At 48.4% G+C, this 23,848-nt stretch carries 33 protein-coding genes and 1 pseudogene; 6 read left to right on the top strand and 28 right to left on the bottom strand.

Annotated features, from left to right (window positions below):
- The 16 genes from AACQ81_RS10485 to AACQ81_RS10555 all read right to left on the bottom strand — a co-directional run.
- Window positions 1–910, bottom strand: a 910-nt coding sequence (locus tag AACQ81_RS10485) for a baseplate J/gp47 family protein (RefSeq protein ID WP_237387256.1), incomplete at its 3' end; no start/stop codon positions are given.
- Window positions 900–1,235 carry a DUF2590 family protein gene (locus tag AACQ81_RS10490; protein WP_237387257.1) on the bottom strand — a complete coding sequence of 112 codons (336 nt, stop codon included), beginning with the start codon at window positions 1,233–1,235 and terminating at the stop codon, window positions 900–902. The genes AACQ81_RS10485 and AACQ81_RS10490, both read right to left, overlap by 11 nt.
- A complete protein-coding gene (locus AACQ81_RS10495) occupies window positions 1,228–3,372 on the bottom strand; it encodes a phage tail tape measure protein (RefSeq protein WP_237387258.1) in 2,145 nt (714 codons plus the stop codon). Before AACQ81_RS10495 ends, AACQ81_RS10490 begins: the two co-directional genes overlap by 8 nt.
- Entirely contained in the window at window positions 3,369–3,542 is a 174-nt protein-coding gene (locus tag AACQ81_RS19730; RefSeq protein ID WP_443089550.1) for a DUF6890 family protein, read from the bottom strand. The genes AACQ81_RS10495 and AACQ81_RS19730 overlap by 4 nt, the downstream gene beginning before the upstream one ends.
- Window positions 3,543–3,559: 17 nt before the next feature.
- Entirely contained in the window at window positions 3,560–3,826 is a 267-nt protein-coding gene (locus tag AACQ81_RS10500; protein WP_045971834.1) for a putative phage tail assembly chaperone, read from the bottom strand.
- A gap of 102 nt (window positions 3,827–3,928) precedes the next feature.
- The gene (locus AACQ81_RS10505; RefSeq protein ID WP_237387260.1) at window positions 3,929–4,318 is read right to left on the bottom strand and encodes a hypothetical protein; all 390 of its coding nucleotides are present in this window, start codon (window positions 4,316–4,318) and stop codon (window positions 3,929–3,931) included.
- A complete protein-coding gene (locus AACQ81_RS10510) occupies window positions 4,318–4,656 on the bottom strand; it encodes a M15 family metallopeptidase (protein WP_237387261.1) in 339 nt (112 codons plus the stop codon). The genes AACQ81_RS10505 and AACQ81_RS10510 overlap by 1 nt, the downstream gene beginning before the upstream one ends.
- Window positions 4,653–4,946: a phage holin family protein gene (locus AACQ81_RS10515; RefSeq protein WP_237387262.1), complete on the bottom strand. Its 294-nt coding sequence runs from the start codon at window positions 4,944–4,946 to the stop codon at window positions 4,653–4,655. Before AACQ81_RS10515 ends, AACQ81_RS10510 begins: the two co-directional genes overlap by 4 nt.
- A gap of 11 nt (window positions 4,947–4,957) precedes the next feature.
- Window positions 4,958–5,413, bottom strand: a complete 456-nt coding sequence (locus AACQ81_RS10520; RefSeq protein ID WP_237387263.1) for a DUF2597 family protein — start codon at window positions 5,411–5,413, stop codon at window positions 4,958–4,960.
- Window positions 5,410–6,534 carry a DUF2586 domain-containing protein gene (locus tag AACQ81_RS10525; RefSeq protein ID WP_237387296.1) on the bottom strand — a complete coding sequence of 375 codons (1,125 nt, stop codon included), beginning with the start codon at window positions 6,532–6,534 and terminating at the stop codon, window positions 5,410–5,412. Before AACQ81_RS10525 ends, AACQ81_RS10520 begins: the two co-directional genes overlap by 4 nt.
- Window positions 6,535–6,553: 19 nt before the next feature.
- Window positions 6,554–7,225: a hypothetical protein gene (locus tag AACQ81_RS10530; RefSeq protein ID WP_237387264.1), complete on the bottom strand. Its 672-nt coding sequence runs from the start codon at window positions 7,223–7,225 to the stop codon at window positions 6,554–6,556.
- Window positions 7,222–7,722: a phage tail protein gene (locus tag AACQ81_RS10535; protein WP_237387265.1), complete on the bottom strand. Its 501-nt coding sequence runs from the start codon at window positions 7,720–7,722 to the stop codon at window positions 7,222–7,224. The genes AACQ81_RS10530 and AACQ81_RS10535 overlap by 4 nt, the downstream gene beginning before the upstream one ends.
- Window positions 7,719–8,171 carry a head completion/stabilization protein gene (locus AACQ81_RS10540; protein ID WP_237387266.1) on the bottom strand — a complete coding sequence of 151 codons (453 nt, stop codon included), beginning with the start codon at window positions 8,169–8,171 and terminating at the stop codon, window positions 7,719–7,721. The genes AACQ81_RS10535 and AACQ81_RS10540 overlap by 4 nt, the downstream gene beginning before the upstream one ends.
- Window positions 8,172–8,276: 105 nt before the next feature.
- On the bottom strand, window positions 8,277–8,984 hold the full coding sequence (gene gpM / locus AACQ81_RS10545) for a phage terminase small subunit (protein WP_237387267.1): 708 nt from the start codon (window positions 8,982–8,984) through the stop codon (window positions 8,277–8,279).
- Window positions 8,984–10,015, bottom strand: coding sequence for a phage major capsid protein, P2 family (locus tag AACQ81_RS10550; RefSeq protein WP_237387268.1), 1,032 nt, complete (start codon window positions 10,013–10,015; stop codon window positions 8,984–8,986). Before AACQ81_RS10550 ends, gpM begins: the two co-directional genes overlap by 1 nt.
- Before the next feature lie 31 nt (window positions 10,016–10,046).
- Window positions 10,047–10,889: a GPO family capsid scaffolding protein gene (locus tag AACQ81_RS10555; protein WP_237387269.1), complete on the bottom strand. Its 843-nt coding sequence runs from the start codon at window positions 10,887–10,889 to the stop codon at window positions 10,047–10,049.
- A gap of 178 nt (window positions 10,890–11,067) precedes the next feature.
- Between AACQ81_RS10555 and AACQ81_RS10560 the strand changes: the two genes are divergently transcribed.
- Genes AACQ81_RS10560 through AACQ81_RS10570 form a run of 3 tightly spaced genes read left to right on the top strand, consistent with a single transcriptional unit; the run spans window position 11,068 to window position 14,197 of the window.
- Window positions 11,068–12,849 carry a terminase large subunit domain-containing protein gene (locus AACQ81_RS10560; RefSeq protein ID WP_237387270.1) on the top strand — a complete coding sequence of 594 codons (1,782 nt, stop codon included), beginning with the start codon at window positions 11,068–11,070 and terminating at the stop codon, window positions 12,847–12,849.
- The gene (locus AACQ81_RS10565) at window positions 12,849–13,880 is read left to right on the top strand and encodes a phage portal protein (RefSeq protein ID WP_237387271.1); all 1,032 of its coding nucleotides are present in this window, start codon (window positions 12,849–12,851) and stop codon (window positions 13,878–13,880) included. Before AACQ81_RS10560 ends, AACQ81_RS10565 begins: the two co-directional genes overlap by 1 nt.
- Window positions 13,877–14,197 carry an ogr/Delta-like zinc finger family protein gene (locus tag AACQ81_RS10570; protein WP_237387272.1) on the top strand — a complete coding sequence of 107 codons (321 nt, stop codon included), beginning with the start codon at window positions 13,877–13,879 and terminating at the stop codon, window positions 14,195–14,197. Before AACQ81_RS10565 ends, AACQ81_RS10570 begins: the two co-directional genes overlap by 4 nt.
- Here AACQ81_RS10570 and AACQ81_RS10575 read toward each other — a convergent pair.
- The 9 genes from AACQ81_RS10575 to AACQ81_RS10615 all read right to left on the bottom strand — a co-directional run bounded on the left by AACQ81_RS10575 (window position 14,168) and on the right by AACQ81_RS10615 (window position 19,776).
- Window positions 14,168–14,386, bottom strand: coding sequence for a hypothetical protein (locus AACQ81_RS10575; protein WP_237387273.1), 219 nt, complete (start codon window positions 14,384–14,386; stop codon window positions 14,168–14,170). The two genes, AACQ81_RS10570 and AACQ81_RS10575, sit on opposite strands and share 30 nt — an antisense overlap.
- 101 nt (window positions 14,387–14,487) lie before the next feature.
- The gene (locus tag AACQ81_RS10580; protein WP_237387297.1) at window positions 14,488–16,710 is read right to left on the bottom strand and encodes a replication endonuclease; all 2,223 of its coding nucleotides are present in this window, start codon (window positions 16,708–16,710) and stop codon (window positions 14,488–14,490) included.
- 71 nt (window positions 16,711–16,781) lie between these two features.
- Window positions 16,782–17,600, bottom strand: a complete 819-nt coding sequence (locus AACQ81_RS10585; RefSeq protein ID WP_237387274.1) for a DNA adenine methylase — start codon at window positions 17,598–17,600, stop codon at window positions 16,782–16,784.
- Complete coding sequence (locus AACQ81_RS10590; RefSeq protein WP_237387275.1) at window positions 17,590–17,997, bottom strand: hypothetical protein; 408 nt, start codon at window positions 17,995–17,997, stop codon at window positions 17,590–17,592. The genes AACQ81_RS10585 and AACQ81_RS10590 overlap by 11 nt, the downstream gene beginning before the upstream one ends.
- A 1-nt stretch (window position 17,998) precedes the next feature.
- Entirely contained in the window at window positions 17,999–18,220 is a 222-nt protein-coding gene (locus AACQ81_RS10595) for a TraR/DksA family transcriptional regulator (protein WP_237387276.1), read from the bottom strand.
- Window positions 18,213–18,416: a DUF2732 family protein gene (locus AACQ81_RS10600; protein ID WP_237387277.1), complete on the bottom strand. Its 204-nt coding sequence runs from the start codon at window positions 18,414–18,416 to the stop codon at window positions 18,213–18,215. The genes AACQ81_RS10595 and AACQ81_RS10600 overlap by 8 nt, the downstream gene beginning before the upstream one ends.
- Before the next feature lie 79 nt (window positions 18,417–18,495).
- A complete protein-coding gene (locus AACQ81_RS10605; protein ID WP_237387278.1) occupies window positions 18,496–18,849 on the bottom strand; it encodes a DUF5347 family protein in 354 nt (117 codons plus the stop codon).
- A gap of 149 nt (window positions 18,850–18,998) precedes the next feature.
- Window positions 18,999–19,508, bottom strand: coding sequence for a phage regulatory CII family protein (locus AACQ81_RS10610; RefSeq protein ID WP_237387279.1), 510 nt, complete (start codon window positions 19,506–19,508; stop codon window positions 18,999–19,001).
- A gap of 28 nt (window positions 19,509–19,536) precedes the next feature.
- Window positions 19,537–19,776, bottom strand: a complete 240-nt coding sequence (locus AACQ81_RS10615) for a regulator (RefSeq protein WP_237387280.1) — start codon at window positions 19,774–19,776, stop codon at window positions 19,537–19,539.
- Window positions 19,777–19,924: 148 nt separating this feature from the next.
- On the opposite strand from AACQ81_RS10615, the gene AACQ81_RS10620 reads away from it, so the two are divergent.
- The 3 genes from AACQ81_RS10620 to AACQ81_RS10630 are packed head-to-tail and all read left to right on the top strand — an operon-like array spanning window position 19,925 to window position 22,126.
- Window positions 19,925–20,515 (top strand): phage repressor protein CI, encoded by a 591-nt coding sequence (locus tag AACQ81_RS10620; RefSeq protein ID WP_237387281.1) that lies wholly within the window; start codon window positions 19,925–19,927, stop codon window positions 20,513–20,515.
- A 35-nt stretch (window positions 20,516–20,550) separates the two neighbouring features.
- Window positions 20,551–21,039 (top strand): hypothetical protein, encoded by a 489-nt coding sequence (locus tag AACQ81_RS10625; protein ID WP_237387282.1) that lies wholly within the window; start codon window positions 20,551–20,553, stop codon window positions 21,037–21,039.
- A gap of 25 nt (window positions 21,040–21,064) precedes the next feature.
- On the top strand, window positions 21,065–22,126 hold the full coding sequence (locus tag AACQ81_RS10630) for a phage integrase (RefSeq protein WP_237387283.1): 1,062 nt from the start codon (window positions 21,065–21,067) through the stop codon (window positions 22,124–22,126).
- A 48-nt stretch (window positions 22,127–22,174) separates the two neighbouring features.
- On the opposite strand, the pseudogene AACQ81_RS10635 reads toward AACQ81_RS10630, so the two are convergent.
- The 3 genes and pseudogenes from AACQ81_RS10635 to fhuF all read right to left on the bottom strand — a co-directional run.
- Window positions 22,175–22,681: pseudogene (locus tag AACQ81_RS10635) on the bottom strand (SidA/IucD/PvdA family monooxygenase); the annotation flags it as partial.
- Between the two features lie 8 nt (window positions 22,682–22,689).
- Entirely contained in the window at window positions 22,690–22,848 is a 159-nt protein-coding gene (locus tag AACQ81_RS10640) for a hypothetical protein (protein WP_237387284.1), read from the bottom strand.
- A gap of 219 nt (window positions 22,849–23,067) precedes the next feature.
- On the bottom strand, window positions 23,068–23,826 hold the full coding sequence (gene fhuF / locus AACQ81_RS10645; RefSeq protein ID WP_443089551.1) for a siderophore-iron reductase FhuF: 759 nt from the start codon (window positions 23,824–23,826) through the stop codon (window positions 23,068–23,070).
- Between the last annotated feature and the right edge of the window lie 22 nt (window positions 23,827–23,848).

The following is a 23,848-nucleotide window of genomic DNA, read 5'->3' on the forward strand; positions in this document are numbered from 1 at the left end:
GTGTCACTGCCAGTGCATGATGCGTTTCCGGCATCGGCAGACACTGCATATCATCCCCGTGCCCGTGATGCCCCTGATTGCTGATGTAATCGTTCACCGCGTCAATAAAGGGCTGGCTGATTACGCCAGAATCCAGCAACAAATACGCATTGGCTGTGCCCGCGCCACGAGGGGCATCATGCAAAAAGAAGATGCGGTCGATACTCAACCCGACCTGACTGGCTATCATGCCGCGATAAACGGCGTCCGTGTGGTAGTTGCCCACCAAGTTATACTGGTTACGGCAACGGTCACGTAAATCATCATCGGACTCGGCATCCGAGCCGGGCGTCAGTAACCAATCCTCTTCATTTTGTACCCGTTCAATACCAGACACCGCCACGGGCAGAATGCGAAAATAGCCGGGCGCAAGGTTGAATGCGCCGCCTGCCGATGCAGCCCAAACAGGCAGCAAGGCACTGGTGACCCCCTCGGCAATCACTACGCTTTCCATGGTGCTGATACGATAGATTTCCCCGTTAAGGCGCTCGGTCTGGATCACCGTTCCGGCAGGCACCGTCACCGACGAGGCACCCGCTGCTTTATAGAAACGGATCACCCCCTGCGCCGCGGTGGCTTCCTTGCGTTTCAGGTTGACGCCCCACGCAAACATATCCAGCCATGCGCCTGATGCGGTCGCCAGATACATATTTTTCAACGTGACGTTGATTAATGCCTCTTTCAGCCACAACACCGGGCGCGTGACGAGGGTGTTCACCAGCCGCCAGAACGGGGACATGCGCGAGGTATTGGTCACTAACCCGGCTTCATCCACAACCTTGGCAAAGGCGGCACTGATGTCGGCTTCCGTGGTTGGCATTCCGCTGTCACGCAATACCTTTTCGTAATCAATCGACGGTTTAGTGTCCATGCCCCACACTCACATTCAGGCGGCCAAAATCATAGGTTTCAGCCGTGATCCACAATTTAGTCGGTGACTCTTCGTTAATGATGACCGTGCCCGGAATAATCCTTTCATCATCTTCAACCAAAATTTCTATCTGGGTGCGGATATCCGCGCGCAGGGTCGGGCTGCGCTCGGCGACAAGCCCGGTCGCAAGGCCACTTTCCATAATGGCATGAACACAATCCTGTCCGACAGAAAAGCGGTTATGGCAAAAACGGGGTTCATTGCCTGAGTTCAGCGTGAAGTTGCCATTAGTTATTAATAAATCAATGTATTTAGGCTTATCCATAAGCCACCTGCTCCCATTCCGTTAATTGATCCGGCGACATGCCGTTGGACACATTGAAGGTCACATTCTCAAAGCGGCGGCTGTTATCCGTGAGGGTCTGTGAATTCGTGGTCACTTCTTTTATCAGGCCTTGCCTGCCGATCCCCTGCTTTTTACCGCCTGTCAGTATCCCCTCGGTTTCTGGCGGTCTGACTGCCTTGACGGGCGGGATCAGGGCTTGCGGCTGTCCGGGCAATAAGCCTTTGGGTTGGGTGAGTATTTTCTGGGTATTTTCCCCCACGCCCATATTAGGTACGGCAGCCTGTTTTATTGGCGCAGTGACCGTGGGGACAGTGGTTTGTGCCATCGGCTCAGCAACCGTCTTTTCAATCGCGTTGGTTTCAATGTTGATGCCCGGAATGTAATTTAATTTATCGACAATCCAGTCGTAGGTATCACTGAACGAACCTTTCAGCCAGTCCCATAAGCCCCCGAAAATATTGCTCAACCCGTCAATCATGCCGGAAAAGGTATCCGCCAGTGAAAAACTGCTGAACCAGTTACACAGGTTATCCCAGCCCTCAGCGATCCAGTCCCAGACCGCACTGAATATCCCGCCGACCCACTTCACATAGGCCGCGACGACTTTAAACGCCGTGGTATTCATGATGGCGGCTTTGATGGCATCCCAATGCTTGATAAGCAGATAAATGCCAATCGCCAGCAAGGCAATCGCCGCGATAATCAACAGAACAGGCCACGTCATGAAACTGAATGACACTCCCGCCAATATGGCCTGCATACGGACAGCGATCAAAATACCCCGCAGCATTCGCAAAGTTGCTTGCCATGCAATGATGGCCTTGTCATAGAGCCACACGGCCGCCGTACCCAATTTCATGACAAGGGTACACGCCGCCCAAATCCCCTTCAGGCCAAGCCAGATAAATGCAGACACCCCCATCACGATATTGGTGGCCGCCCCGGCGGCGGCAAAGCTCAGAAGACCAAGGGCGATATACCCTATCCAACGGGCAATATTGGGAAACAATTTCAGCCAGCGCACCAGTAATTGACTGGCATTGGCGAGTTTGTCGATTAAGGGCTTAATCACGGGCAGTAAAGTTGAACCAATGACAATCCGGAGATTCTGCCAAATCGCTTCCAGCCGTTCCCACGGGTTCGCCATCCGTTCGGCCATCTCTTTGGTGCGCTTCATGCCATCATTGGCACCCAGTGCCGTCATGTTCTTGCGCAGCACATCAACATTGCCGTAAAGCTGCTTAATGACCACGGCGGAATCCCCAAAGGCTTCATCAATCTCTGCCTGCGCTTTCAGGTTCCCTTCAATGCTCTTGCCGTATTTGGCCTGTAGCTTCTCCAGCATTTCCGGCATAGACAGCAATTTGCCCGACGCATTAACGAAACTTAACCCAAGTTTCTTCCCGCCAGCTTCCGCCGTGGTGATAAAGGCTTCAAACGCCCCGCTGGATTCTGAACCCAATGAGCGCTGGAGTTCCCCCAAGATCGCCAACTGTTCATCAATACCGATACCAAAGTTTGTCCCGGCAGCGCGTGCACCTTCCATCAGGTCGGCAATGTCGGTCATGGACGTGCCGAAGGTCTTCGACATAAACACCGCCTTGCCTGCCAGCTCTTCGGCAAATTGCAGGTGCCCGACATCTTTCGCATGGCGGGAGAACTGGGCAAACATCTGCCCCATATAGGTGCTGGCATCGTCGGCACTACTTTTCAGGGCGGCGGCCGTGGTGTTCACGATATAGGTCATCTGCGGCAAGTCATTTTGTGACAGGCTGCCAATGGCCTTGCTGATGGTTGACGCCGATTGCACAAACTCTGTCGACGATTTGCCATAGCGGGAACTAAAGGTCATGGCCTCTTTCGCCACCTTGTCCATCACATTGCTGTCAATCCCCTGCAAGGAGGCGGTTTGCAGCGCATCTTCCATTTCAATGGCCGGATCAAGAAAGCCCTTGATTGACCAGAACGAAGCGGCCAACCCCGCCCCGCCGATGGCCAGCTTGCCGAAAGCACCCTGTGAGGCCTCGGCAAACCCCGCAACCGACGCTTTGACACTGGCAAGGGGTTGGGTGATTTTATCAATCAGACTTAAGGTAAAATCTAATTCGTTACTCATGATTCACCCTTGAATGCCAGCGCAATGCCATTGGCGGTTGACACACGCGTATATTCCCAATAACGGTTATCCAGCCAAATGGCACGGGCTAAACTGTCTGAATTATCCGGCTCATTCGGTAAATAATGGCGGCGTAATATTAAGGCCTGTTCGAAGAAGCTATTCTCAATCGCCTTAACCCGCGCATTTAGTTTTTTATTTCTATTTCCAGTTTAGGCGCATATTCTGAATTTACGCGCTCAACAATCTGCATGGCCGCGCCGGGGATTTGCAGGAGTTCATCCAACGCGGCTTTTGAAGCAGGCTGCACAATGCGACGTAAATAAGCGACAATGGGGACAATCTTATTATCCATCGTCATATCATTAATCATGCTGTTATAAGCAATAATATTGGGTTCAAAGTTTATTTCTTTTTCGCCGATAATTAAGGTAATGATTTTATTTTCTTTCATTTTGTGATTTCCTTTCTTTTATTAATTTCATCCACTAATTGATTATGTCGTGCGGCACACGTTCCGTATAACGTGGAATAGGCCATGACAACATCCACTAAATTATTTCCGGTCGTGCCTGTCAGTTTCGGTAATTTGGCCTGACATGTTGTCAGCAGGTTTTCCTGATAAGGTTCGCTCAATGTTGTCGGCGGTTTCGTTGTACAGCCGGACAAACTCAGGGTTAACGCACACAGCAGTAAAAACAGGCTTAACCACTTCAGTACGAATTTCTCGCGGGGCGGCATGGGCGATCCCCTCCAGTTTTTCTTCCAGTTGGCGGGCGGACGCGCTGGAAATGGCCTGTAAGTCCTGCCGGATCTTCTTGGCCGTTTCCGCCGCGGCCTGGGTGATTTTCAATTCCAGACTGTCACGGTAATAGTCATTGACCTGCCAGCCCGCCCCGAACGCCAGTGTCACAACAAAAAAGTACAGCGTCCGTGCCTTCAGCATCATTTCACCCCGTTATGTGCCAGCGAAAAATGATTGCCATCGGGACGGGAAAAACGCCCGCCCCATGTACCGCCGAGGGATTCCCACTGCTCCCCCAACGGTAAGTAAGCGTCACTGAGGGTCTGATATTCGCCCCGAATAAACAAATTGAGGTCAACCGCCAAACGTTGCGTATGCAGGCTGTTGGCAATGCCTGTCCCTTTCCGGGCATTCAGTTTCGCCTGTTCCGGGGGGCGGTAGGCTTCCCCGAAGGTCACACGATACCCGCGCTCGTCTGCCCATAAGATCAACTGTGCCATCAGCACGGCAAATAACTGCTGTTTTTCACTCAATGTCATTTCTTTAACCTCCCTGTCAGCCAAGCGCTGCCGCGCTTGCGTAACCAGACTTCAACTAACTGATATCCGGCAATCCCCAGTGCGCTGCCGATCCCCGTGACCGCTATCGGGCTGATACCCGGCCACCAAATCAGCAACGCCCCTGCCATGACCGACACCGCCGAACCCAGGATAATCCGGCCGATGAACAGCCGTAAGGTGATCGGTTCATGGCCTGTCAGCATCTTGCCCAAGGCAATCAGTGCCCCCAGCAAAACCAGTGTGACAAATGTCTTCTCATGCTCTTCCATGAGCGCCCCCCTTACCCTATCAGGCTTTGCGTCAGTTCCGCTTCCAGATAGGGAATGCCGTTGATGCGGACAAAGTCGGGGGACGTCACCACATACTTCACTTTGTGGGTCATCACACTGCCGCCTTTGGGGTCGACGTCCAGAATATCGCTTAAGATAAGCTTGCAGCCGTAGGCTTCCACTTTTATCTCCTCGTTGCCTGCCTTGGCGTACCACATCAAATCGACGGGCTGAATGCCCCGCCATGAACCCGTTGCGCGCGCTTTAGCGGTCACAATCTCCAGATATTTGGTGCTGAGTTCAATTTCCCCTTCGGCCGCCACATCCCCGGCAATATAGCCGTCCGGGACGCCCTGCGTCTGGGCGGCGGCGGTGTTGTCGGTAATGGACAGGCTGACTTTCTCAGCATGAACCAGATCCCCGTCCATATTAAAATCTATCGACTGGCCTGAAATGCGTTTGCTCATGCGGTTTTCTCCAGACTGCTATCCAGCAACAAGCTGACCGTAATGCCTTTCGGACACTCGTAAGTGCGGATAGTGATATAAATTTCCACCGTGTTTTTATTGCGCCATGTGATGGCAATGTCGCCGTCTTTCGGGGATTTCACTTCACCCGGAAACGTCACCCCGTTAATCTCGGTACTGCGCGACATCTCACGCAGGGTACGGGCAAAGTAAGCCTGATGCGTGGCGATGCTGCCCGGCGTGCTGTTCAGGCTGCGATCGGCAATTTTGGCAATCGCCTGCAAACGCACCCGCCGCGCGACCTTATCGACAATGCGCAAATTTTCGATGCTCTGGTAGTCGCCACCTTCCACATCCAGCGTGCGGCCATCCGACCAGTACATGCCGTCATAGTCGGGATACCACATCGGCACACTGAAACGCAGTTTTTCCAGCGCTTGCAGGGTCGCCAGATCAATGGCTTTGCCTGTGCCATCCAGCGGAAAATCAGCCCTGCCCAAATCCATCAGGGCGCCTGTCTGCACCCGTGCGGGGCTGTCGGCCACGGTGACAGCACGGTGACACAACCGCCCGGCCAGTACGCCCGCCTCATTGCCCCACAGGCACGGCACCAGTTGCACTGATGCCACGGCCTCGCCCTTTTGCAGTTCGGCCAGGCGGGTGACGTAATCCGCCCATGCCTCCTTGGACTGCGGCGCATCCACGGCCAGAATTGCCCACTGCCAACGGCCAAATTTAGCAATCGTATTGGCGCGCAGGGTCTGTGCTGCCTTGATAATGTCTTTGCTGGCACCGAGGGTCAGCACATAGCCCTCCACACTGGCGACGGTCTGCGCCGCCGTCACCGCCTCAACAAAAGCCAGCCCGTCCGCCGCTTCGGGCAGGATATGCACATAACCCGACCAGTTTTGCCCGGCGTTGGCCATTGCCGCCAGTACATGACGCTTGAGGGCGGTTTGTGCCGTGCCCAGCACGGCATCAAAGTCGGTCTGGGTATTGACGGCAATGGTCTTGCCAATATTGGTTTTTCCTGTACCAACGAAGAGCAATACCCGTTCAATTTCCTTGGTTTCGCCTTGCAGTTGGTTAACCTGGTTAACCTGTACATGTGGCCACATAATCTAGTCCCTTATTAAGGCGCTAAGCGCCGTATCCAATGCCCTGCAACTGGCGAGCCAGCGCCTTACTGAATTCCTCATCATTCAGGCCTAAGAATTCCCGCGCGGGGACTTCAAATGACCATGAATTTTTTACCGCCTTGCCGCTCAGCTTTTTAATCATTGCCCCGGCCTGAATAAATTTCATCGTGGCGGTAATTTCTTTTATCGGGGGCTTACGCCAGCGTTTTCCCTTTTTGACCTGATAGCCCAAGTCGCGCAATTTTTTCGCCTGCTTGATGGTCGCCATCCGCTCACGGTCAACCGTCTTTTGCACCTGCCGCCGATTCACCTGAACCCGCATCCCGTGTTGCTGGGCATACCCCACAACCCCCGCAGGCACATTCTGCTTGCCGTTCCGGTAGTTTCCGCCTTGCAGGTAAATGCGCACGGCGTCAGTTTCCGGCATTTCCCGAATGTGCAAGAGCTTGGGCATATTCCTGAGCATCTTCTTGCGCCAAGCGCCTTTTCTGACAGGCCAGCTACGGCCATCAGGTGATTGCTGATTGCGCACATTGCGCTTTGCCGCCTGAATCACCCCGTACTTTGCAATGCGCCATAACAGGCGCTGTCGCTTTTTCTGCGGTAATTCAAGATTGCTCAGGGTGTCTTGCAGTGCCTTAAGCTGGTTGCTATTCAACTGACCGTGGATCATGACCGGATTTGCCCAATTTGAGCACCTGTCTCATCCATACTGTGAACCGCGCCTTGTTCAGCAAACCAGATTTCAGTCTCAGCCAGTGACCAGCGCTTGCCATCAAACGGGATCATGCCGTTGGGGTCTTCGCGTATCACCACGGGTTCAGCCAGTGACAGCGACACCACCACGATTGCCGTAGCACCGTCCACTTCCACGGTTAATGTCGGTTGCTCCTGCTCGACATTGGCATCACCGACGCCATTTCCCTGTGCGGTTAACCATGAATCAATCAGCAGGGGGATATTGCGCGGATCACACTCCCGATAGGGAAAACGTCCCCATGCAATCACAGCCTCATATTGCTGTACAAACATCTGGTATTGCCCCAGCCCTAAATCCCGTTGCGCCGGAATAAAGCGGATTTCATCCATTTCACTGGTAAATTCCGTTTCGCAAATGCGTTCCGGCAGGTTTTCCCGCAAAAAAGCGGTTAATTGCTGTAACTTGCTCATATCATGCGTACCGTGGCGCGTTTTAAGCCTTTCATGTTGCGCAGCACGACCGCGGCTTCAGCCAGCAATCTGTTGCGCGCGTCGGGGCTTTCCTGTCCCGGATTGGGGGCACGGCTGACCAGTGTTGCGTATTCCCCCAGTAAATCGGCCTTTGCCCGTGCATAGACCGCTTTTTTATACTGACTGACCAGCGCGGTACTGCCATTGATGGAAATACCCGGCACCGCCGCCGCCGTTGGGTAGCCTGTGGCCTGCAAGCGCAATTTCAGGCGTTGCAGATCAAGGTTGATTTCCGCCACCGTTGCCAGCAACGCATTCGCCAGCATGTCGTTATCCAAGTCAGCCGGCAGCTTGCGGTTAACCTGAAATTCCCGCAGATTCAAATCCGGCCAGAAGCCATCATTGGTGAGCGGGGCGTCCCGGTAATCCACGGTGTTGCCATTAAACATCGTGCTTCTCCTGAGAAAAAAAGCGGGCTGTCCGGTTTCCACGGCCATCTGCAACAGGTTGCGATGCCTCCACCGCGCCCGCTCCGGCTTGCGGTAGTCGTTACATTACGTTTCGGTTGTCAGTGCCCGTCTGCGGGCGGCAATCCGTTGCCGATACGTCTTCACGCCGGATGTCGGGTTGCACTGATGGGCTTTGGCGAGCCAATTATCGGCTTGTTCCAGCACCGCCAGACTGTCAACCTGACTGGCCTTAATTTCGGCGTTATCCCCTTTCATCAGGCTTAAGGCGGCAAATTTGTAATATTTGGCCTTGATTTTCTCGTGTATTTGCCATTTTTCAGTGACATTCTGAAATGTCCTTGAAAAATAGGGTTCCACCGGGTTACCCGCTTCGGCTTCCGCCTGTGCCCAGAGTAAAACGGTGTCGGCCACAAACGCCGGAAAGCCGCTGCGAAAATGGTCGGGGGTGAGCTGTCCTTGCCCGATGGCAATATCTGCCCAGTCCAGTCCCTGGGCAAACTCCCCGATATCAAACAACCAAATCACGCAGTAAGCAAAAATAGGGTTGCAGTACACCTCGCCTTCATCCAGATAGCGTTGTGCCGTGGGGAGATAATTGGGCAGCAGTTCCCGCCGTTTCATCTCCACCTTTTCCGCCGTCAGGGTTAACTGGCGCAATCGCTTTACATCCTGCTCAATGGCGCGGGCTTGCAGATGCATACTGGCACCATCGGCAATAGCGACGGCTTGTTGACGTGCCAGTTTCTGGCGCAGTTCAACCGCTGCCCGGTGTCGTTGGGCAGGTGACAGCATTAGTCTGTACCCGTTTTTTCAGCCGGTTCGGCCACTTTGCCAATCGTCACGGCGTTCTCATCATAGGCCGCGTACAATTCCGGCGTTTCAATCGCGTAGCCCTCATTGCGCAGGTACTTGTTTTCGAACTGTTTGCGGTCGTCGACAAATTCCGCCTTGCGCTGACGGGTATTGCGCTGGGTCAGGATTTGCAGGTTTGGCAACATGGTGACCACCATGCGCTTGCCAGGCATAAACGGCGGCACCATCGCCGGACGGCCAGCAATCGAGCTGCCCAGCATCTGCGCAGCAATTTTTTCTGTCGGTTTATCCGCAGCCTGATAAAGCCGGTACTGTTCCGCGGCCACTAAATCCGCGCCGACCAGTACCACCAAACGGGGGTCATGGCGGAACTGTTGCGGAATACAGGTATTAACCAGATCGGACGCCATCGCATCCAGCGAGTTAAAATCGCCGTGTTCATCCAGTTTCACTGACGTAGTGATCACCTGCTTGCCGCCGTTCCATTCCTTGGCAATCTGGTGCCAGCCTTTATTGACATCTTCCCCGTTCGGGTTCTCGTCGGGATTGGTTGTCTCCGCCACACGCTGACCGTTAAAGCCGACGCGAAGCATATCGAGCGCAAACGATTCATTGGTAAACGCCTGCATACGCTGGAAAAATTCCTCTTCACTGCCGGAGTTCGCCCAGATGGACAACAAGTCCCATTTCAGCGCGGCGCCGGAATCGGTTTCCTGCAATTTATATTCATTGCCATCCACACCCGTGGCACGGATAAAACGGCCATCTTTCTTACGTCCCGTAAAGAGTCCGGGATTGCCCACCGACACCACTTGGCCTGACAGGTGATCCACATCCGCACAGGTGATCATGCTGAGAAACTCGACCGACTCCAGCAGCGCACTGCGCAGCGAGGTTTCTTTCGGGTCGCTCAGCGCAAAGTAACGTGATGTGTCCTCAACGCCATAGGATTCAGCCAAGCCCGCTGAATATTGCTGTAAAAAGGCTCGTGCCCGTTTATTTAATTGCATCGCTCTTCCCTTTGCTTTTTCCCGTCAGGGATCACAGAAATTCAAACTTCTTGTTTTTGTTGCCTTTCGGGTTTTTAGACGGCAAAGGAGTTGCAATGCCATCCAGCTTGTTAAACTTTTTCAGGATATCCGGCAAGCTGTCACGTAAACGCGCAAAATCTTCGGTATCAACCACTTCTTTAACGGTTTCGACATCTTCCTGAACCGCTTCCACTTCCTGCTCTGTTGATGCCTGCGCGGTTTCCAGTGTTGCTACACGGGTTTCTAAATCCGCCAAGGCCTGCGCCAGTGCCTGCAACGCATCATCGCCTGATGTTTCGCTTGAAGTATCGTCTTGTTCTTCAATATTAAAGATACTGCGCCATGTCTTTTTAGTGCCCTTAGCCATCCTTTTCCCCTTACTTTCCTTAAATTCCGTCACTTCATCGATAACCAGTGGCTTAAATGCCCCGAATCGACCCGGTTTGCCCTTTTTACTAAACTGTAAGCGGGTTGTGCCCACACTGGCTGGCGAATCAGTTACTGCCAGCCCTTCCAGATATGTTTTGCCCGTGCCGCGAAAATTGCCATTTGGCGTAAATTCCACTGAGGTAAACAGCAGTTGCCCGTCCCGGTTGGCTTCTAATAAACGGTGATTGGGTCGCAATTGCGCATATAAGCGTAAAACCCCATCCTCACCCCGCTCGGCCTTGACCGCCAACACTTCCCCCATCGCCCCGAACCAGCGCTCATGCTCCGGCCAGATCCGGGCGGTATAAAGCTGAGGGTCGTAAAGTTCGGCCGCCTCCAAGATCCATTGCGGTTCCATTATCCGGCCATCAACCGTGTCGCCCTCCATGGCAATGCATATCCAGTTCGTCATTAACTGAGACATATCGCATCCCTTTCGTTTGCTTCCCACACAGTATTGCGAATTCTCCCGGTGGCGGCGAGGGGCGCAATGCCAATGAATTCGGATATGGCGCATAACCGAATTAAACCGAAGTTGCGCGGACGAAAGGCGGAAATTAGCCCTGCATAATGAAGCGACTCAAGAAAGGATGCTTAAGACGATGGCTAAATATTCGGATGAACTCATAAAAGTAGCGAAGTCGCTGTATTTGCGCCGCTATACCCCAGCTGAAATTGCCCATGAACTGAATCTGCCCAATCGGCGGATCGTGTATTACTGGGCGGAAAAATGGCACTGGGCGGATATGCTCAGCCATGAAAGTGTGATTGAAGCAATTAACCGCCGCGCGGCGTTACTCAGCGAACGTAATAACAAAACCGCGCTGGAGCTGGACGAACTCGACCGCCTGATTGTCCATCATGTCAAATTGATGGCACAGGAAAATAAGCACCAAGAAAAGCTGGCCGATATTAAGGCACGTGCGCAATCAGGCAGCAATGACGATGATGCGCCATCGGGTGACGGTGAGCAGAAGAAGAAACGCCAGCGTAAAAATGATATTTCAGCGCTGACGGAAGAAGATTTCCAGCAGTTTGCTGATGAAATGCTCTTCGGCTATCAGAAACATTTGCGCAGTAATATCGCTAAATCAATCAGAAACATTCTCAAGAGCCGCCAGATTGGGGCAACGTGGTATTTTGCGTTTGAAGCCTTTGAAGATGCGGTGTTAACGGGCAAGCCCCAGATATTTTTGTCCGCGTCAAAACCACAGGCGGAAGTGTTCCGCTCTTACATTGTCAACATCGCTGAACAATTCTTCGGTGTCACGCTGACAGGGAATCCGATCCGCCTCAGCAACGGCGCAGAACTGCGCTTCTTGTCCACCAATAAGAATACCGCCCAGTCCTATTCCGGGCATTTGTATTGTGACGAATATTTTTGGGTGCCCGACTTTAAGCGCCTGAATGAAGTTGCCTCCGCAATGGCGACCCATGACCATTGGCGTACCACCTATTTCTCAACGCCGAGCGCCAAAACCCATCCCGCTTACCCGTTCTGGACGGGCGACGAATGGCGCGGTAATGATGCCAAGCGCAAGAAGATTGAATTCCCCACGTTGGATGAAATGCGTGATGGCGGGCGCGATTGTCCTGATGGGCAATGGCGCTATGTCATCACACTGGCCGATGCCATCAAAGGCGGCTTTAATCTGGCTTCCATTGACAAGCTGCGCAACCGCTATAATCAAGACACCTTTAACATGTTGTACATGTGCGTGTTTGTTGATAGTGGTGCCTCGGTCTTTAAATATCATCAACTGGAAAAATGCGGGGTTGATGTCAACCTGTGGCAAGACCATAACCCCAATGCCCCGCGCCCCTTTGGTGAGCGTGAAGTCTGGGGCGGCTTTGACCCTGCCCGAAGCGGCGATACCTCCACGTTTGTGATTGTCGCCCCGCCCCTGATGGCAGGCGAAGCCTTCCGGGTACTGGCGACGTTCCACTGGCAGGGCATGAACTGGAAACATCAGGCCAAACTGATTGAAGACCTGACCAAACGCTATCGCTTTACCCATATCGGCATTGATACCACGGGCATTGGTCACGGTGTCTATGAGATGGTGCAGGACTTCGCCCCACGGCAAACACAGGCCATTCACTACAGCCAGCAGAGCAAAAACCAACTGGTCATGAAGATGATTGATGTGGTCAGTGAAGAACGGCTGGAATGGGATCAGGAACAAAAAGAAATCCTGGCCTCATTTTTGGCTATCCGGCATACCACCACGGCCAAAGGCGGGGCAATGACCTTTGTGGCCGACCGTTCGCTGGAAACCGGACACGCTGACGTGTTCTGGGCCATCTCCCATGCCCTGATGAATGAACCGTTAAATTACGAGAAGAAACGCACCTCTAAATACACATTTCAAAAGGCCGCCTGATGAGCAAGAAAACGTTAAGGAAAACCGCTAAAGCGCAGCACACCAACCCACGTCAACGGAAAATGAGTCTTATCACGCTGGGCAAACCTGAGCCGATACTCACCACCATGACCGATTACCAGAAAATCTGGTATGACAATGATTATGACCATTACACATTGCCGATTGACCGTCTGGCACTGGCACAACTGACCAACATGAACGGGCAGCATGGCGGTGTTCTCTATGCCCGCCACAATATGATTGCCTCGGATTACCTCGGTGGCGGACTGAGCCACGAGCAATTCAAGGCGGCCATGATGAATTTTTTGATTTTCGGCGATGTGGCCATCCTGAAAGTGCATAACTTCTGGGGCGATGTGGTGAGACTGGAGGTGCTGCCCTCGCTGTACCTGCGCCGCCGTAAAGATGGCGACTTCGTGGTCTTGCAGGAGGGTGAGCCATTGGTCTACACCCCGGAAGAAGTCATTTTCATCAAACAGTATGATCCCCAGCAACAAGTTTATGGCCTGCCGGATTATATCGGCGGTATCCATGCGGCCTTGCTGAACTCGGAAGCCACGATATTTCGCCGTCGCTATTACCACAATGGCGCTCACACGGGCGGCATCATTTACACCAATGACCCGAATATCTCCGATGAAACCGAAGAGGAAATCGAACGCAAGCTACAACAAAGTAAGGGTATCGGCAACTTTGAAACAATGTTCGTGAGCATTCCCAATGGCGACCCGGACGGCATCAAGTTTATTCCCATCGGGGATATCTCCGCCAATGATGAATTTGCCAATGTGAAAAGCATCAGTTCGCAGGATGTCCTGACCGCCCACCGATTCCCGGCAGGACTGGCGGGCATTATCCCGACCAACGTCGGCGGATTGGGTGATCCGGAAAAAGCCCGAGATGCCTATCGCAAGGATGAAGTCATTCCCGTGCAAAATATGTTCATGAATGCGATAAATCACCCCGATGTGCCAGAAATATTATACCTCCGTTTCAAACAAGATAACGTCAGTTCGGGTGCAGAATGAGCAAGAAAATGGTAAAATCGAGGAAAATCGACACATTGGGAATGAGGAACATGCGCGTATTAAAAATAATTTGTCCTGAGTGCGATGCGAAAGCAGTCATTCGCAAAACCAACCGGATGCACCGCCAGATTGCTGATGTCTATTGTTCATGCTCTGATGTGGAATGTGGCCACACGTTTGTGATGAACCTGACGTTTTCACACACCATCAGCCCCAGTGCCAAAACGGGTGATATTCTGTTGCAGACTGTGATCAATAACCTCAATCCGCAACAGCGCCAAATGGCGTTAGATTTGTTGCAGACCAGTGCCGCATAATTCACGTGTTGAGCCACTATTGAGTGGCTTTTCTATCACCAGTTCACTTTTAACCTGCTCCGCCATTTCCCCAACCCAATATAACGCCACCTGCCTCTCTTTATCATTGAAACCATCCGAACCACCAATCTTAGCAATCAATTCAATACGTTCTAAAAGAACAAATGTATCTAAAGAATCAGACACCATATCCCACTCCTTACCTTTCATTATACTGTATTTATAAACAGCATAAGATAATATAATTAGCAATTACAGTAATTTCATTAATAAATAGTAAATTATGTGACTTACTCAATATTTCCAGATTTTCCCTGCAAAATACTCAAATAATGGCCTTTAGGGTCACATATAATTTCATTAATATTCAATTTTATAGGTAGCCTTTCACTTAACTTATTCATGAATATCTTCGTTCTTTCCGTATGCGGCGGCTTAACTCTGACTATTTGCCCAAACATGGATAAGCGATAGTACCGCTCCTCAATAGTCATGCAGCTTCCTCTGATTAATGCCTGCGCTAAGCCATCACTGATCTCTAAGTTCTGCGATTTAGCCGATTCATGCACCCGTTTTACCCGTTCTGGCTCATTCATCTGAAGCCAGCCGTGATAAACCTCATCCAGATACAAATCACTTTCTTGTATGGCTTTATTAATCGGACTTCGTGCCTCCGTACAGTTATTGACAGAACTCCTAGGCGGCGCGGACGCACCGCTAAAACCCGCCTCCGCTGGCGCTTCGGCCAACTTCGGCACAATCTGCCAAGTCTTCAGACGCGTTAAGATGGGGGTATCCATGCCAACAAAAGGTGAGAAAACCCCTTTGATACGGATCACGTCTTCCCCGTGGGCGTTGGTTTCCTGACTGGTTTCATACCACAGACGTGCGACCAAATCCTCGCGGCGAACAAAGGGGCCACCCTGCGTATTGATATAATTTGCCCAGTCTCCGTTATCAGCGGCATCATGGACAGCGGCGAACTCAACGCTTAAACCCATAGCTGTCTCGTGATCAGCCATGCGGCGTAATTCACGGTAGACTGTCACCGGAGCACCGCCCACAAATTGAAACTGACGGATACGCCAACGTCCCGCCCACGCACTCGCGGCCACGGCGGCTTCTTTCATGGGGCGCTGGCTTTCATCATCCAGCTCACCGTCCATCGCGTAGCCATCAATGTTTTTAGAAATGTATTTCGCTACATAACCCGTTGCTGACCCTTTCTCTGGATCAATCTTCTCGGCATGAAAGCGGGCTTTCAGGGCTTTTGCTGTCCGCAGTTCGTGGCGGTCTTCCTGCAAGGCATACTCACGGATAATATCGCGCACCTGATCCGCCTGCTCTGGCTGCATAAAAAACAGCATATGCCAGTGTGGAGTACCATCATGATGAGGTTCAGCAACGCGGATACCAAAGAGACGTAAATTGTTACGATGGAGTTTGGCTCTGATTTTTGCCCAGAGGCCGCTTAAATATGCCTGCGTATCTGCCGGGCTGCTGCCGTTCCACTTGCGGTTGCGGTGTCCGTGCCGGGTTGTGGCGTGATATTTAGAAGGCGCGGTTAACGTATAGAATTCAGCGACGTAACCCAATTCATTGCAGATATTTTCAAAGCCGCGAATGCGTACCATCATTTCGGTACGGCGGATCGCCGGGTTCGCCACGCTACCATAATATTTATCAATCAGGCTGATGCGGTTACCCTCTTCATCTTCCAGTTCCATTGATTTGATAAATTCTTTGGTACGGTGCTTTTGCTCTTTCCATTCGGCAATGGTCATTTTGCTGGCGTAGATACTGGCTGGCTTGCTGACGCGATTAATGGATATCTGCAAATGCTCGCGCCACTCGGCCGCCAGACGGCGCAACCGACCTAACCACCATTTATCCGAAGTCATACGGGAAATCGCTGCGATAGCCTCGGTTTCAGCAAAAAAGCGACCCGTCAGCTTATCCCAATAGGGCACAGCCTGACGATAGGCTTTAGTGATGGCCGCAGCCCGCACATATAAGACATGCGCTCTCTTCAGATCGCTTTCTTCCTGTCTCTCATCCGCGACTGCCTGCAACTCCTGAAGAATAAATTGAGCAATGTCATTCGCCAGTAACTCGACATCTTCCCTGGTCATATCAGGAATACGGTTAAACCGGGCCATATAAAGCGAGTTATCCGCATCCATTTCTTGAATCTGGTAACGTTCAGTCACCAAATTGACGCGGGGTAAGATACGGTCAACGAATGTCTTAGACAAAAAAGCCTCGGCGCGGCGAGTCCCTTGCTCCTTTTCTAAAACATTCGCTTTGTACTGAACATCAAGGCGGACAATGGCAGGTTGCTTGCTGAGTAATTGCTGGACATGGGCACGCGCCTTAATCTCTTTTACAATGGCGCGGCACTCTTCTTCCTTCTGGTATTGCTCGGCATAAGTCGGGAACGGCCTTACTATCGGCTGGATAGGTTTATCCCACGGCCGAGAAACGCACGCAGCCAGAGCTGCGCTATGTGGCATCTCTGGCTGAAACTTGCTGTATTGGCGGCGCGGCTTGGATTTTGCACCGCTGTTTTCTGCCCGCACTCCACTCATGCAGCTTTCTCTAAAACTGCAATAATTTCTTTCGCAGGCTGACGGTTGCCATTGGCAGCAATGGTGCGCGGGGCGTCGATTTCATGAATGGTGAAACCGAGATCGGCATATAACTCTTTAGCTTCAATTGAGTTCGAAACAGTAACAGGCATCCCGATATCATGGTGTAGTGTGTGTAAAGCCACAGCCAGTAATTCATGGTCGGCAGGCGTGAAATTAACCTGATGATATTGGGTGAATGCCTTATCATTGGTGAGATACGGTGGATCGCAATAAACCACATCACCGTGTTCAACCTGTATCAATGTATCCTTCCAGTCAGCGTGGAGAATCGACGCCCGCTGGGATTTGCCCGCAAATGCCCTGATTTCAATCATAGGAAAATACGGCTTTTTATAATGACCACACGACACGTTAAATTCGCCATTGGTGTTATAACGGCATAGGCCATTAAAACAGTGGCGATTGAGGAATAAAAACAATCCAGACCACATTACACTGTTTTTAAAAATGTCACGTTCTGTATTAAACATGTCTCGTAATTCATAAAAATCGCGGTTTTCTTTACAATAAGAAAACCAGTAAGCCGCCAATTTTGTAAATTTGCGGCAGTCATCTTTGATAGCCTGATACAGATCAATCAAATCCGCGTTCGCATCTGCCACTAAATACTCGTCATAATCCGTATTCATCATCACAGCACAGGAACCTGCGAACGGTTCAACCAATCGCTTACCCGCAGGTAGATGATGCAGTAACTGATCCATAATACGGACTTTCGAACCTGCCCATTTGAGGATGGTTTTATTTGCCATTGTCAGCACCCTCATAGAAAAAATAAGAAGGGTGTAACAACGTATATTCATAAAATGAAATATTAATTTCGCAGAGGCTATCTAACCCGTTCTGAAAATGATGAACTTCATTAATTTTGATAGTGATGCGTTGTGAACCCTCATCAACCAGCCCCTCTTCGCCAACCTGAGAAAGCAAAATAAGATCCCCATTACGGGCATTCGTCGGCAAGGCTTGGTTATCAAAAATATTTTCAATACCCACACACCTGACAATAAAGAACTGATTTAATCTATCGAGAGTTTCAACATCAATCTCTTCACTACAGCTATCTAAAACACCAATAAAATGGTTTTTATTATTTTTAATGGTAGAAAAATCGATACCATCAAGTTCAACAAAGTGAATTCCAGCCATCTCACACACTCCGATAATGTTTCTTAATTAATTCAAAATTAGTCTGGCAATCAACACAGCGAGAACAACCAAGAATTTGAACACGGCGTATTTCTGGAATTGCTTCACCGCAGTCTTCACATTCAAACGCTGAAATACTGACAGGGCGGTTTACATGCTCTGCGATCCTGTGTTCCAGTACTTCTTCTGCGTGCTGGCAAGCACGGTCGATAACATCAAACATAGTTCCACTCCTGCGCCTGACGGTCGATGTTCTCAGACTCACTTTGCAAAAGAGCGGCACTGGCCGAGTGATCCATTTTGTTTTTTAAAACATGCATGGATAAACTTTCCAAGCGATAGGAAAACTTTTCAGCATAATGCTTGCGTTCATCCTCCCGAATCTGCTTTATTAATTGTTCAATACTTGTATTTCCCATTTATTTATTTCCTATTTTTGGATAAAACGAATCCCTGACGTGTTGACGCCATTAAAATAAAATCGGTATTTTTTATTATTTAATTGGGCAGTGATAAATCTTTCGGCAATATTGCGCTCGCTGCTTTAATTAAATTCATAGCCTTAGTTAAATTAATTCTTTCCTCATGGGAAAATTGATTTAATTCCAAGCCGTGCCGTTCTTTAGGAATACGGGCAAGAAAGAGAATCGCCGCCAGTACGCGAATATTATCAGCATAGTGCTCATTGCGTTTATCACGCATTTCATCCATAAAAGCGACCACCTGCTCATTGGCAGATTTAAAATGCTCTGCTCTTAGTTGAGCAAGTTTATTTAAACCGTTAGCCCGTATTTCAAAGGGCATCGGGAAAGCCCGCTGTTCTGTTGATTCCACTTGGTATTCCTTGTTCATTTAAACCTCACCGAATAAGAAACAGAATAAAATAAGCAACGGAACATAAAACGATGGGGAAAATAAATCCGTCACTTTGCTTTGTATGAAACGACTCACTGGTTAGTTTGTATTGGTGTTGCTGCTGCTTTAATGCGTTCATGCTGACCTCAGACTAACGATGCGCCCATCCCTGCCACGGCATCAACCGCCGAATTAAATGCAGGGTTAGAGTGCAATCTTGATGAAATAGTCACTCCCGCCAACGTTAATAACCTGACTGCGTTATTAACCGTCCTCTTAAACTCCACCACGCGGGTATGGTTAAAATGCTCACCCGAAACAGCCTCACTTGCCAGCTTGCCCACTTCTGCCGTTGCCCCTAACAGGTAACTTGGCATGTTGGCATCACAAACTTCATTAACCGGCACGGATGGCTGACACTGTAATTGTTCCAGTAGACCGTCCAACAGGGAGGCGTCTTCTGTCACATCCGTTAACTTCATTAACTCAACACAAGTCAGCATGTGACGCTGCTCAGGGTTTAACTTGTTACGCAGCATTTGCGGAGTTAATCCGACGGCTTCCGCGATTTGTACTAAGCTACCTTTATGCGTATTGGAGAACGCACGACACGCATTATCAAAGTGCGATTGTTTGGAAACGCGATAATCAAACATTGCTTTTTTTCTCCAAAAGCGAAATGCTTTACTCGTATTGCGTGTTAAATGAAATTTGGGTGCTAGTTGCACTTAGTGCTTCAACTGCCAGAGCCATCATATTGATAAGCACTTTACCGCGTTTCTTATCACCATTTTTTTTGCGGACAGGTAAGCGCCCATCTTTGACCATGTCGCGAGCAGTACCCATAGGCATAGCATGACGGCGACAGAATTCTTCAATTGGGAGGAATGGTTCAGTGACAGTGATTGTAAAGATAGGTCTCATGGGGCAAAATCCTCTATATTTTGTTTCAGATTTATTCGTAGATATTCGTTAAATATCGTCTTTAACTACAACTTAAACTAAGGTTATCTCGTATTTTACGAATCGTCAACGCGAACTGTAGTTTTTTACGAGATCAATATAAAGATCTATGGGACAATTTCATTTAGAAATGTTCAGTGATAGCGCTCCTGTCTTGGATCGCATCATTGAAGCTTATGGGTTTGGCTCAAAATTGATGCTTGCCCAGCATTTTGATATGGCTTCCAGCAGTTTGGCTGGTAGATATAAAAGGAATAACTTTCCAGCTGATTTAGTCGTTAGATGTGTTGCGGAAACAGGTGTTAATCTCGAATGGTTAGCAACGGGCAATGGTAAAAAATATAATAATGAAGAATTAGATACCATGAAGTTTCCAAGCCATAAGCTGATTGATAAAAAGTTGTACCAATCCGGCTATGTTATGTTTGATAAAGTCATGTTCACTGCTGGCATCCCACTCCCTACTGACCCCATATGTGTTTTAGATAACAAGACTCATTACATTATCGATCGCAAATTTGCCGATGTTTATGACGGTGAATGGTTAGTTGATATTGAAGGAAAACTCAGCATTCGCGAATTAACTCGAATTCCAGTCAAGCGCGTCCGCGTCTCTGGCGTAGGTATGGCGTTTGATTGCGACCTAAGCGATATAACGGTTATTGGCCGTGTTGTCACAACAATAAAAAATCATATCTAAGGAAAACCTTAGAAAGCTAATCCGATAGGTGAATCATGGATAGACAACTGTGTTTTGTTTATATCAATTCTAGAGATGTAGTAAGTGTTCAATTTATTGCTAGCGTTTCAGAAAATGATGAGTATTTGCAAGGAATTAATTTACTGACCCATGATGAGGGCAGACTAAAAACATTTCGAAAAGATAGGGTAATTGAATACTTTGAAGATTTAGATGAAGCCGTTCAATTCACCAACGACATTGCAAAAATCGGCGAATTTGCAGTTAGTAAACCTAGACCGGAAACTTTTGATGTCCATTTCACTGGTTTTAAGAAAGAGTTAAAGGCTGAACTTGAAACCCTTGCCAGTGATGCAGGAATGGAAGTTAGAAAATCTGTCACCAAGAATCTTAAACTTCTTTGCTATGGCTATAACGCTAGCCAACTGAAAATGGATAAAGCCAGAAGCATGGGCATCATTATCTTAAATGAAAATAAGTTCAAAGGCTTTCTTGAGACTGGTGATTTCACCGACAGTATCTAATAGATAGTATTTAAAACTATTAACTATGGCAATAAATAAACAACCAAACGGCAAATGGCTAGTTGAACTTTACCCCAACGGCAGAACCGGACGAAGAATCCGCAAACAGTTTACGACCAAAGGTGAGGCGCTCGCTTATGCGCGCCATATATTAGATGAAACAGTAGAAAAGCCCTGGCTTGGTGAAAAGAAAGATACTCGCCTTCTATCTGAACTGATTAATACTTGGTATCGGGCACACGGTATAACTCTAAGCGATGGTGAAACCTGTAAACAGAGAATGCTCTCTGCTTGCAGAGAAATGGGTGAGCCCCTTGCAATTGAATTTGACGCTAAGTTATTTTCTGTGTACCGCGAGAAAAGGTTAAACGGGACAGATGGATTAAAACCCGTTGCTCCCCGTACAGTCAATACTGAGTTGGCGTATTTACGTGCAATGTTTAATGAGCTGTACAGACTCGGGGAATGGAAAGAGAACAATCCTCTAAAAGATGTCAGAGAGTTTCGCATCAATGAATCAGAAATGGCATTTTTATCTCATCAGCAGATTAGCACTCTGTTAGAGTCCTGCACCCAAAGCAACACAAAAGATTTGCTGATTATTGTTAAAATCGCGTTATCGACAGGTGCCCGCTGGTCTGAGGTAGAGGACTTAACGGACTCACAAATCACACCTTATAAGATAACGTACACAAAAACCAAAGGGAAACGTAACCGCACAGTGCCAATCACTAAAGAGCTGTACGACGAGATACCAAAGAAGAAAGGAAAGTTATTCACCCCTTGCTATGCTGCTTTCCGTTATGCAGTTAAGCGCGCAGGTATTGAATTGCCACCTCGCCAGTCATCACATGTGATGCGCCACACATTCGCATCACACTTTATGATGAGCGGAGGAAACATTCTTGTCTTACAGAAAATACTAGGGCATACAGACATCAAAATGACAATGCGCTATGCTCATTTTTCCCCTGATCATTTGAATGATGCGTTGAAATACAATCCGTTATCACAGTTAAAAAATGGCGACAAATTGGCGGCAGAGAATCCCAATCCCCATAATTCCCCATCACTCGCCGTCATATAATTTATTGATAAATATGTATATTATTGTTTTACTTAGAGTATATATAGAAAAAGGTTTGCAACATTTTGGGATGTAAGAAGAAGGCCCTGTTCCCAACACCAATTTTTTGCAGAAAAATTCATGTTTCTCACCTGTTAAGGTGTCTGTACAGTGCAAGATATAACGTGAAAATGCTGCGTCATGGCTGATATTCTCAACCTTCGTATTAAAGCGCAGGTTGGATAACTGTTCGGCTGCCCATTGGCAGTATTGATTATATTCTTTGCGCATCAGGAAAAAATTTTCCCGAATGTAGAATGAGTAAATACGGCCTTTCTGCTTGATATAATTTAGGAAACTCAATGGATGTGTAGGAGATGCCAATGTCACCAAATCAGCCATAAAGGGTGTCTGCATGGTGGAATTTTCCAACATCATGCCCGGATGCCAATCAAAAAAGGGTTTTTGATCAATAAACAGACCGCTAACCCCTTGTATCGGTTGTGTCAGACAGGCCAGCCCCAGATTAAATGGGCCAATTCCAATCGCGATAAAATCATAAATCTTGGTTTTCATGGTCACTCCTAATAAATGTCACTAACTTGGAAAATAACGATTATTGGTTTGGAATTATCCACATTAAATAAATGTAGATAAAAATGGCCATCTTCTAAATAACCTTTTCCCATTGAAGGTATATTTTCAGTCAACAGTTCGGCAATAACTTGAGCTTTGTCAGGCATTATATATCCTTAACTTTAATACTCTTTATATTTCAAGTTGTGGTTTTCCAGATGCAATTCGAAATCCATTGAGTATTTACATTAATTATCTTAGATAATTGCTCAGCATTATTTTTAATGAAATTAAGCACCTCCATTAACCAATGAAGGCAGTTATATACCATCAATCCATGATGATTTTTATTTTTATAAGAAACAGATAAGCTTTATTTTTGCTATTTATGCAGTAGATTCAAGAGGACAATCGTGACAATTACTTACTCCCGGTAGTTTATTTCTTTGGCAGCAACACCGACGCTGTATGACATTGTTTTTCATAATGACTGTACGATAAAGTGGATTATCCCTACCATCAGGCAGCATTTGTTCAAAAAAAAGACTCTGTATTAGCGTATCATATTGTTCTGAATCTATCCTTTCTTTGAAGTTATTTAAATACCAATGCATAACATAGCCAATGTTATTCCATAATAAACGCCCATTTATTCCTCGATAAGATTCAATTTTCTCACACACAGGCATAATATGCCGATCCAGCATAGAATGATAACGCTCTAATAAAGACCCTGATTTATCCATCCATGTTAGCTGATAATGAACAATATTTGGCCTGCCAGTTTCATGAAACTCAACTTGAAAAAGTTTATAATCTGTATCAACCGCCTGAGGATATTCCAATAGCATTAACATCATTGGTGGAATAATTAATCCAAAATACCATTGTGACCATAAAGAATAAAGTCCTTTCTGATTTGGTTTAAGCTCATTGTGACTATAATATGAATCTTGGTAGCGTTTTATCAATAATGGAAATTGATCCTGACTAGACCATTGGTAAAACCGCATACTTTCTAATGGAATTTTTTCTGAATTTATTTTCATCGATGTATTGAAATGATTGAATGCGTCATCAAATAACTTAGTGATATCTTCGACAGATATTTCAGATGCCAATTTAATGGAGCCATGATTATTTATATTTGTCATTTCATTTTCTCCT

This window comes from Xenorhabdus sp. Sc-CR9 (genome assembly GCF_963897815.1).
GTDB lineage: Bacteria > Pseudomonadota > Gammaproteobacteria > Enterobacterales > Enterobacteriaceae > Xenorhabdus.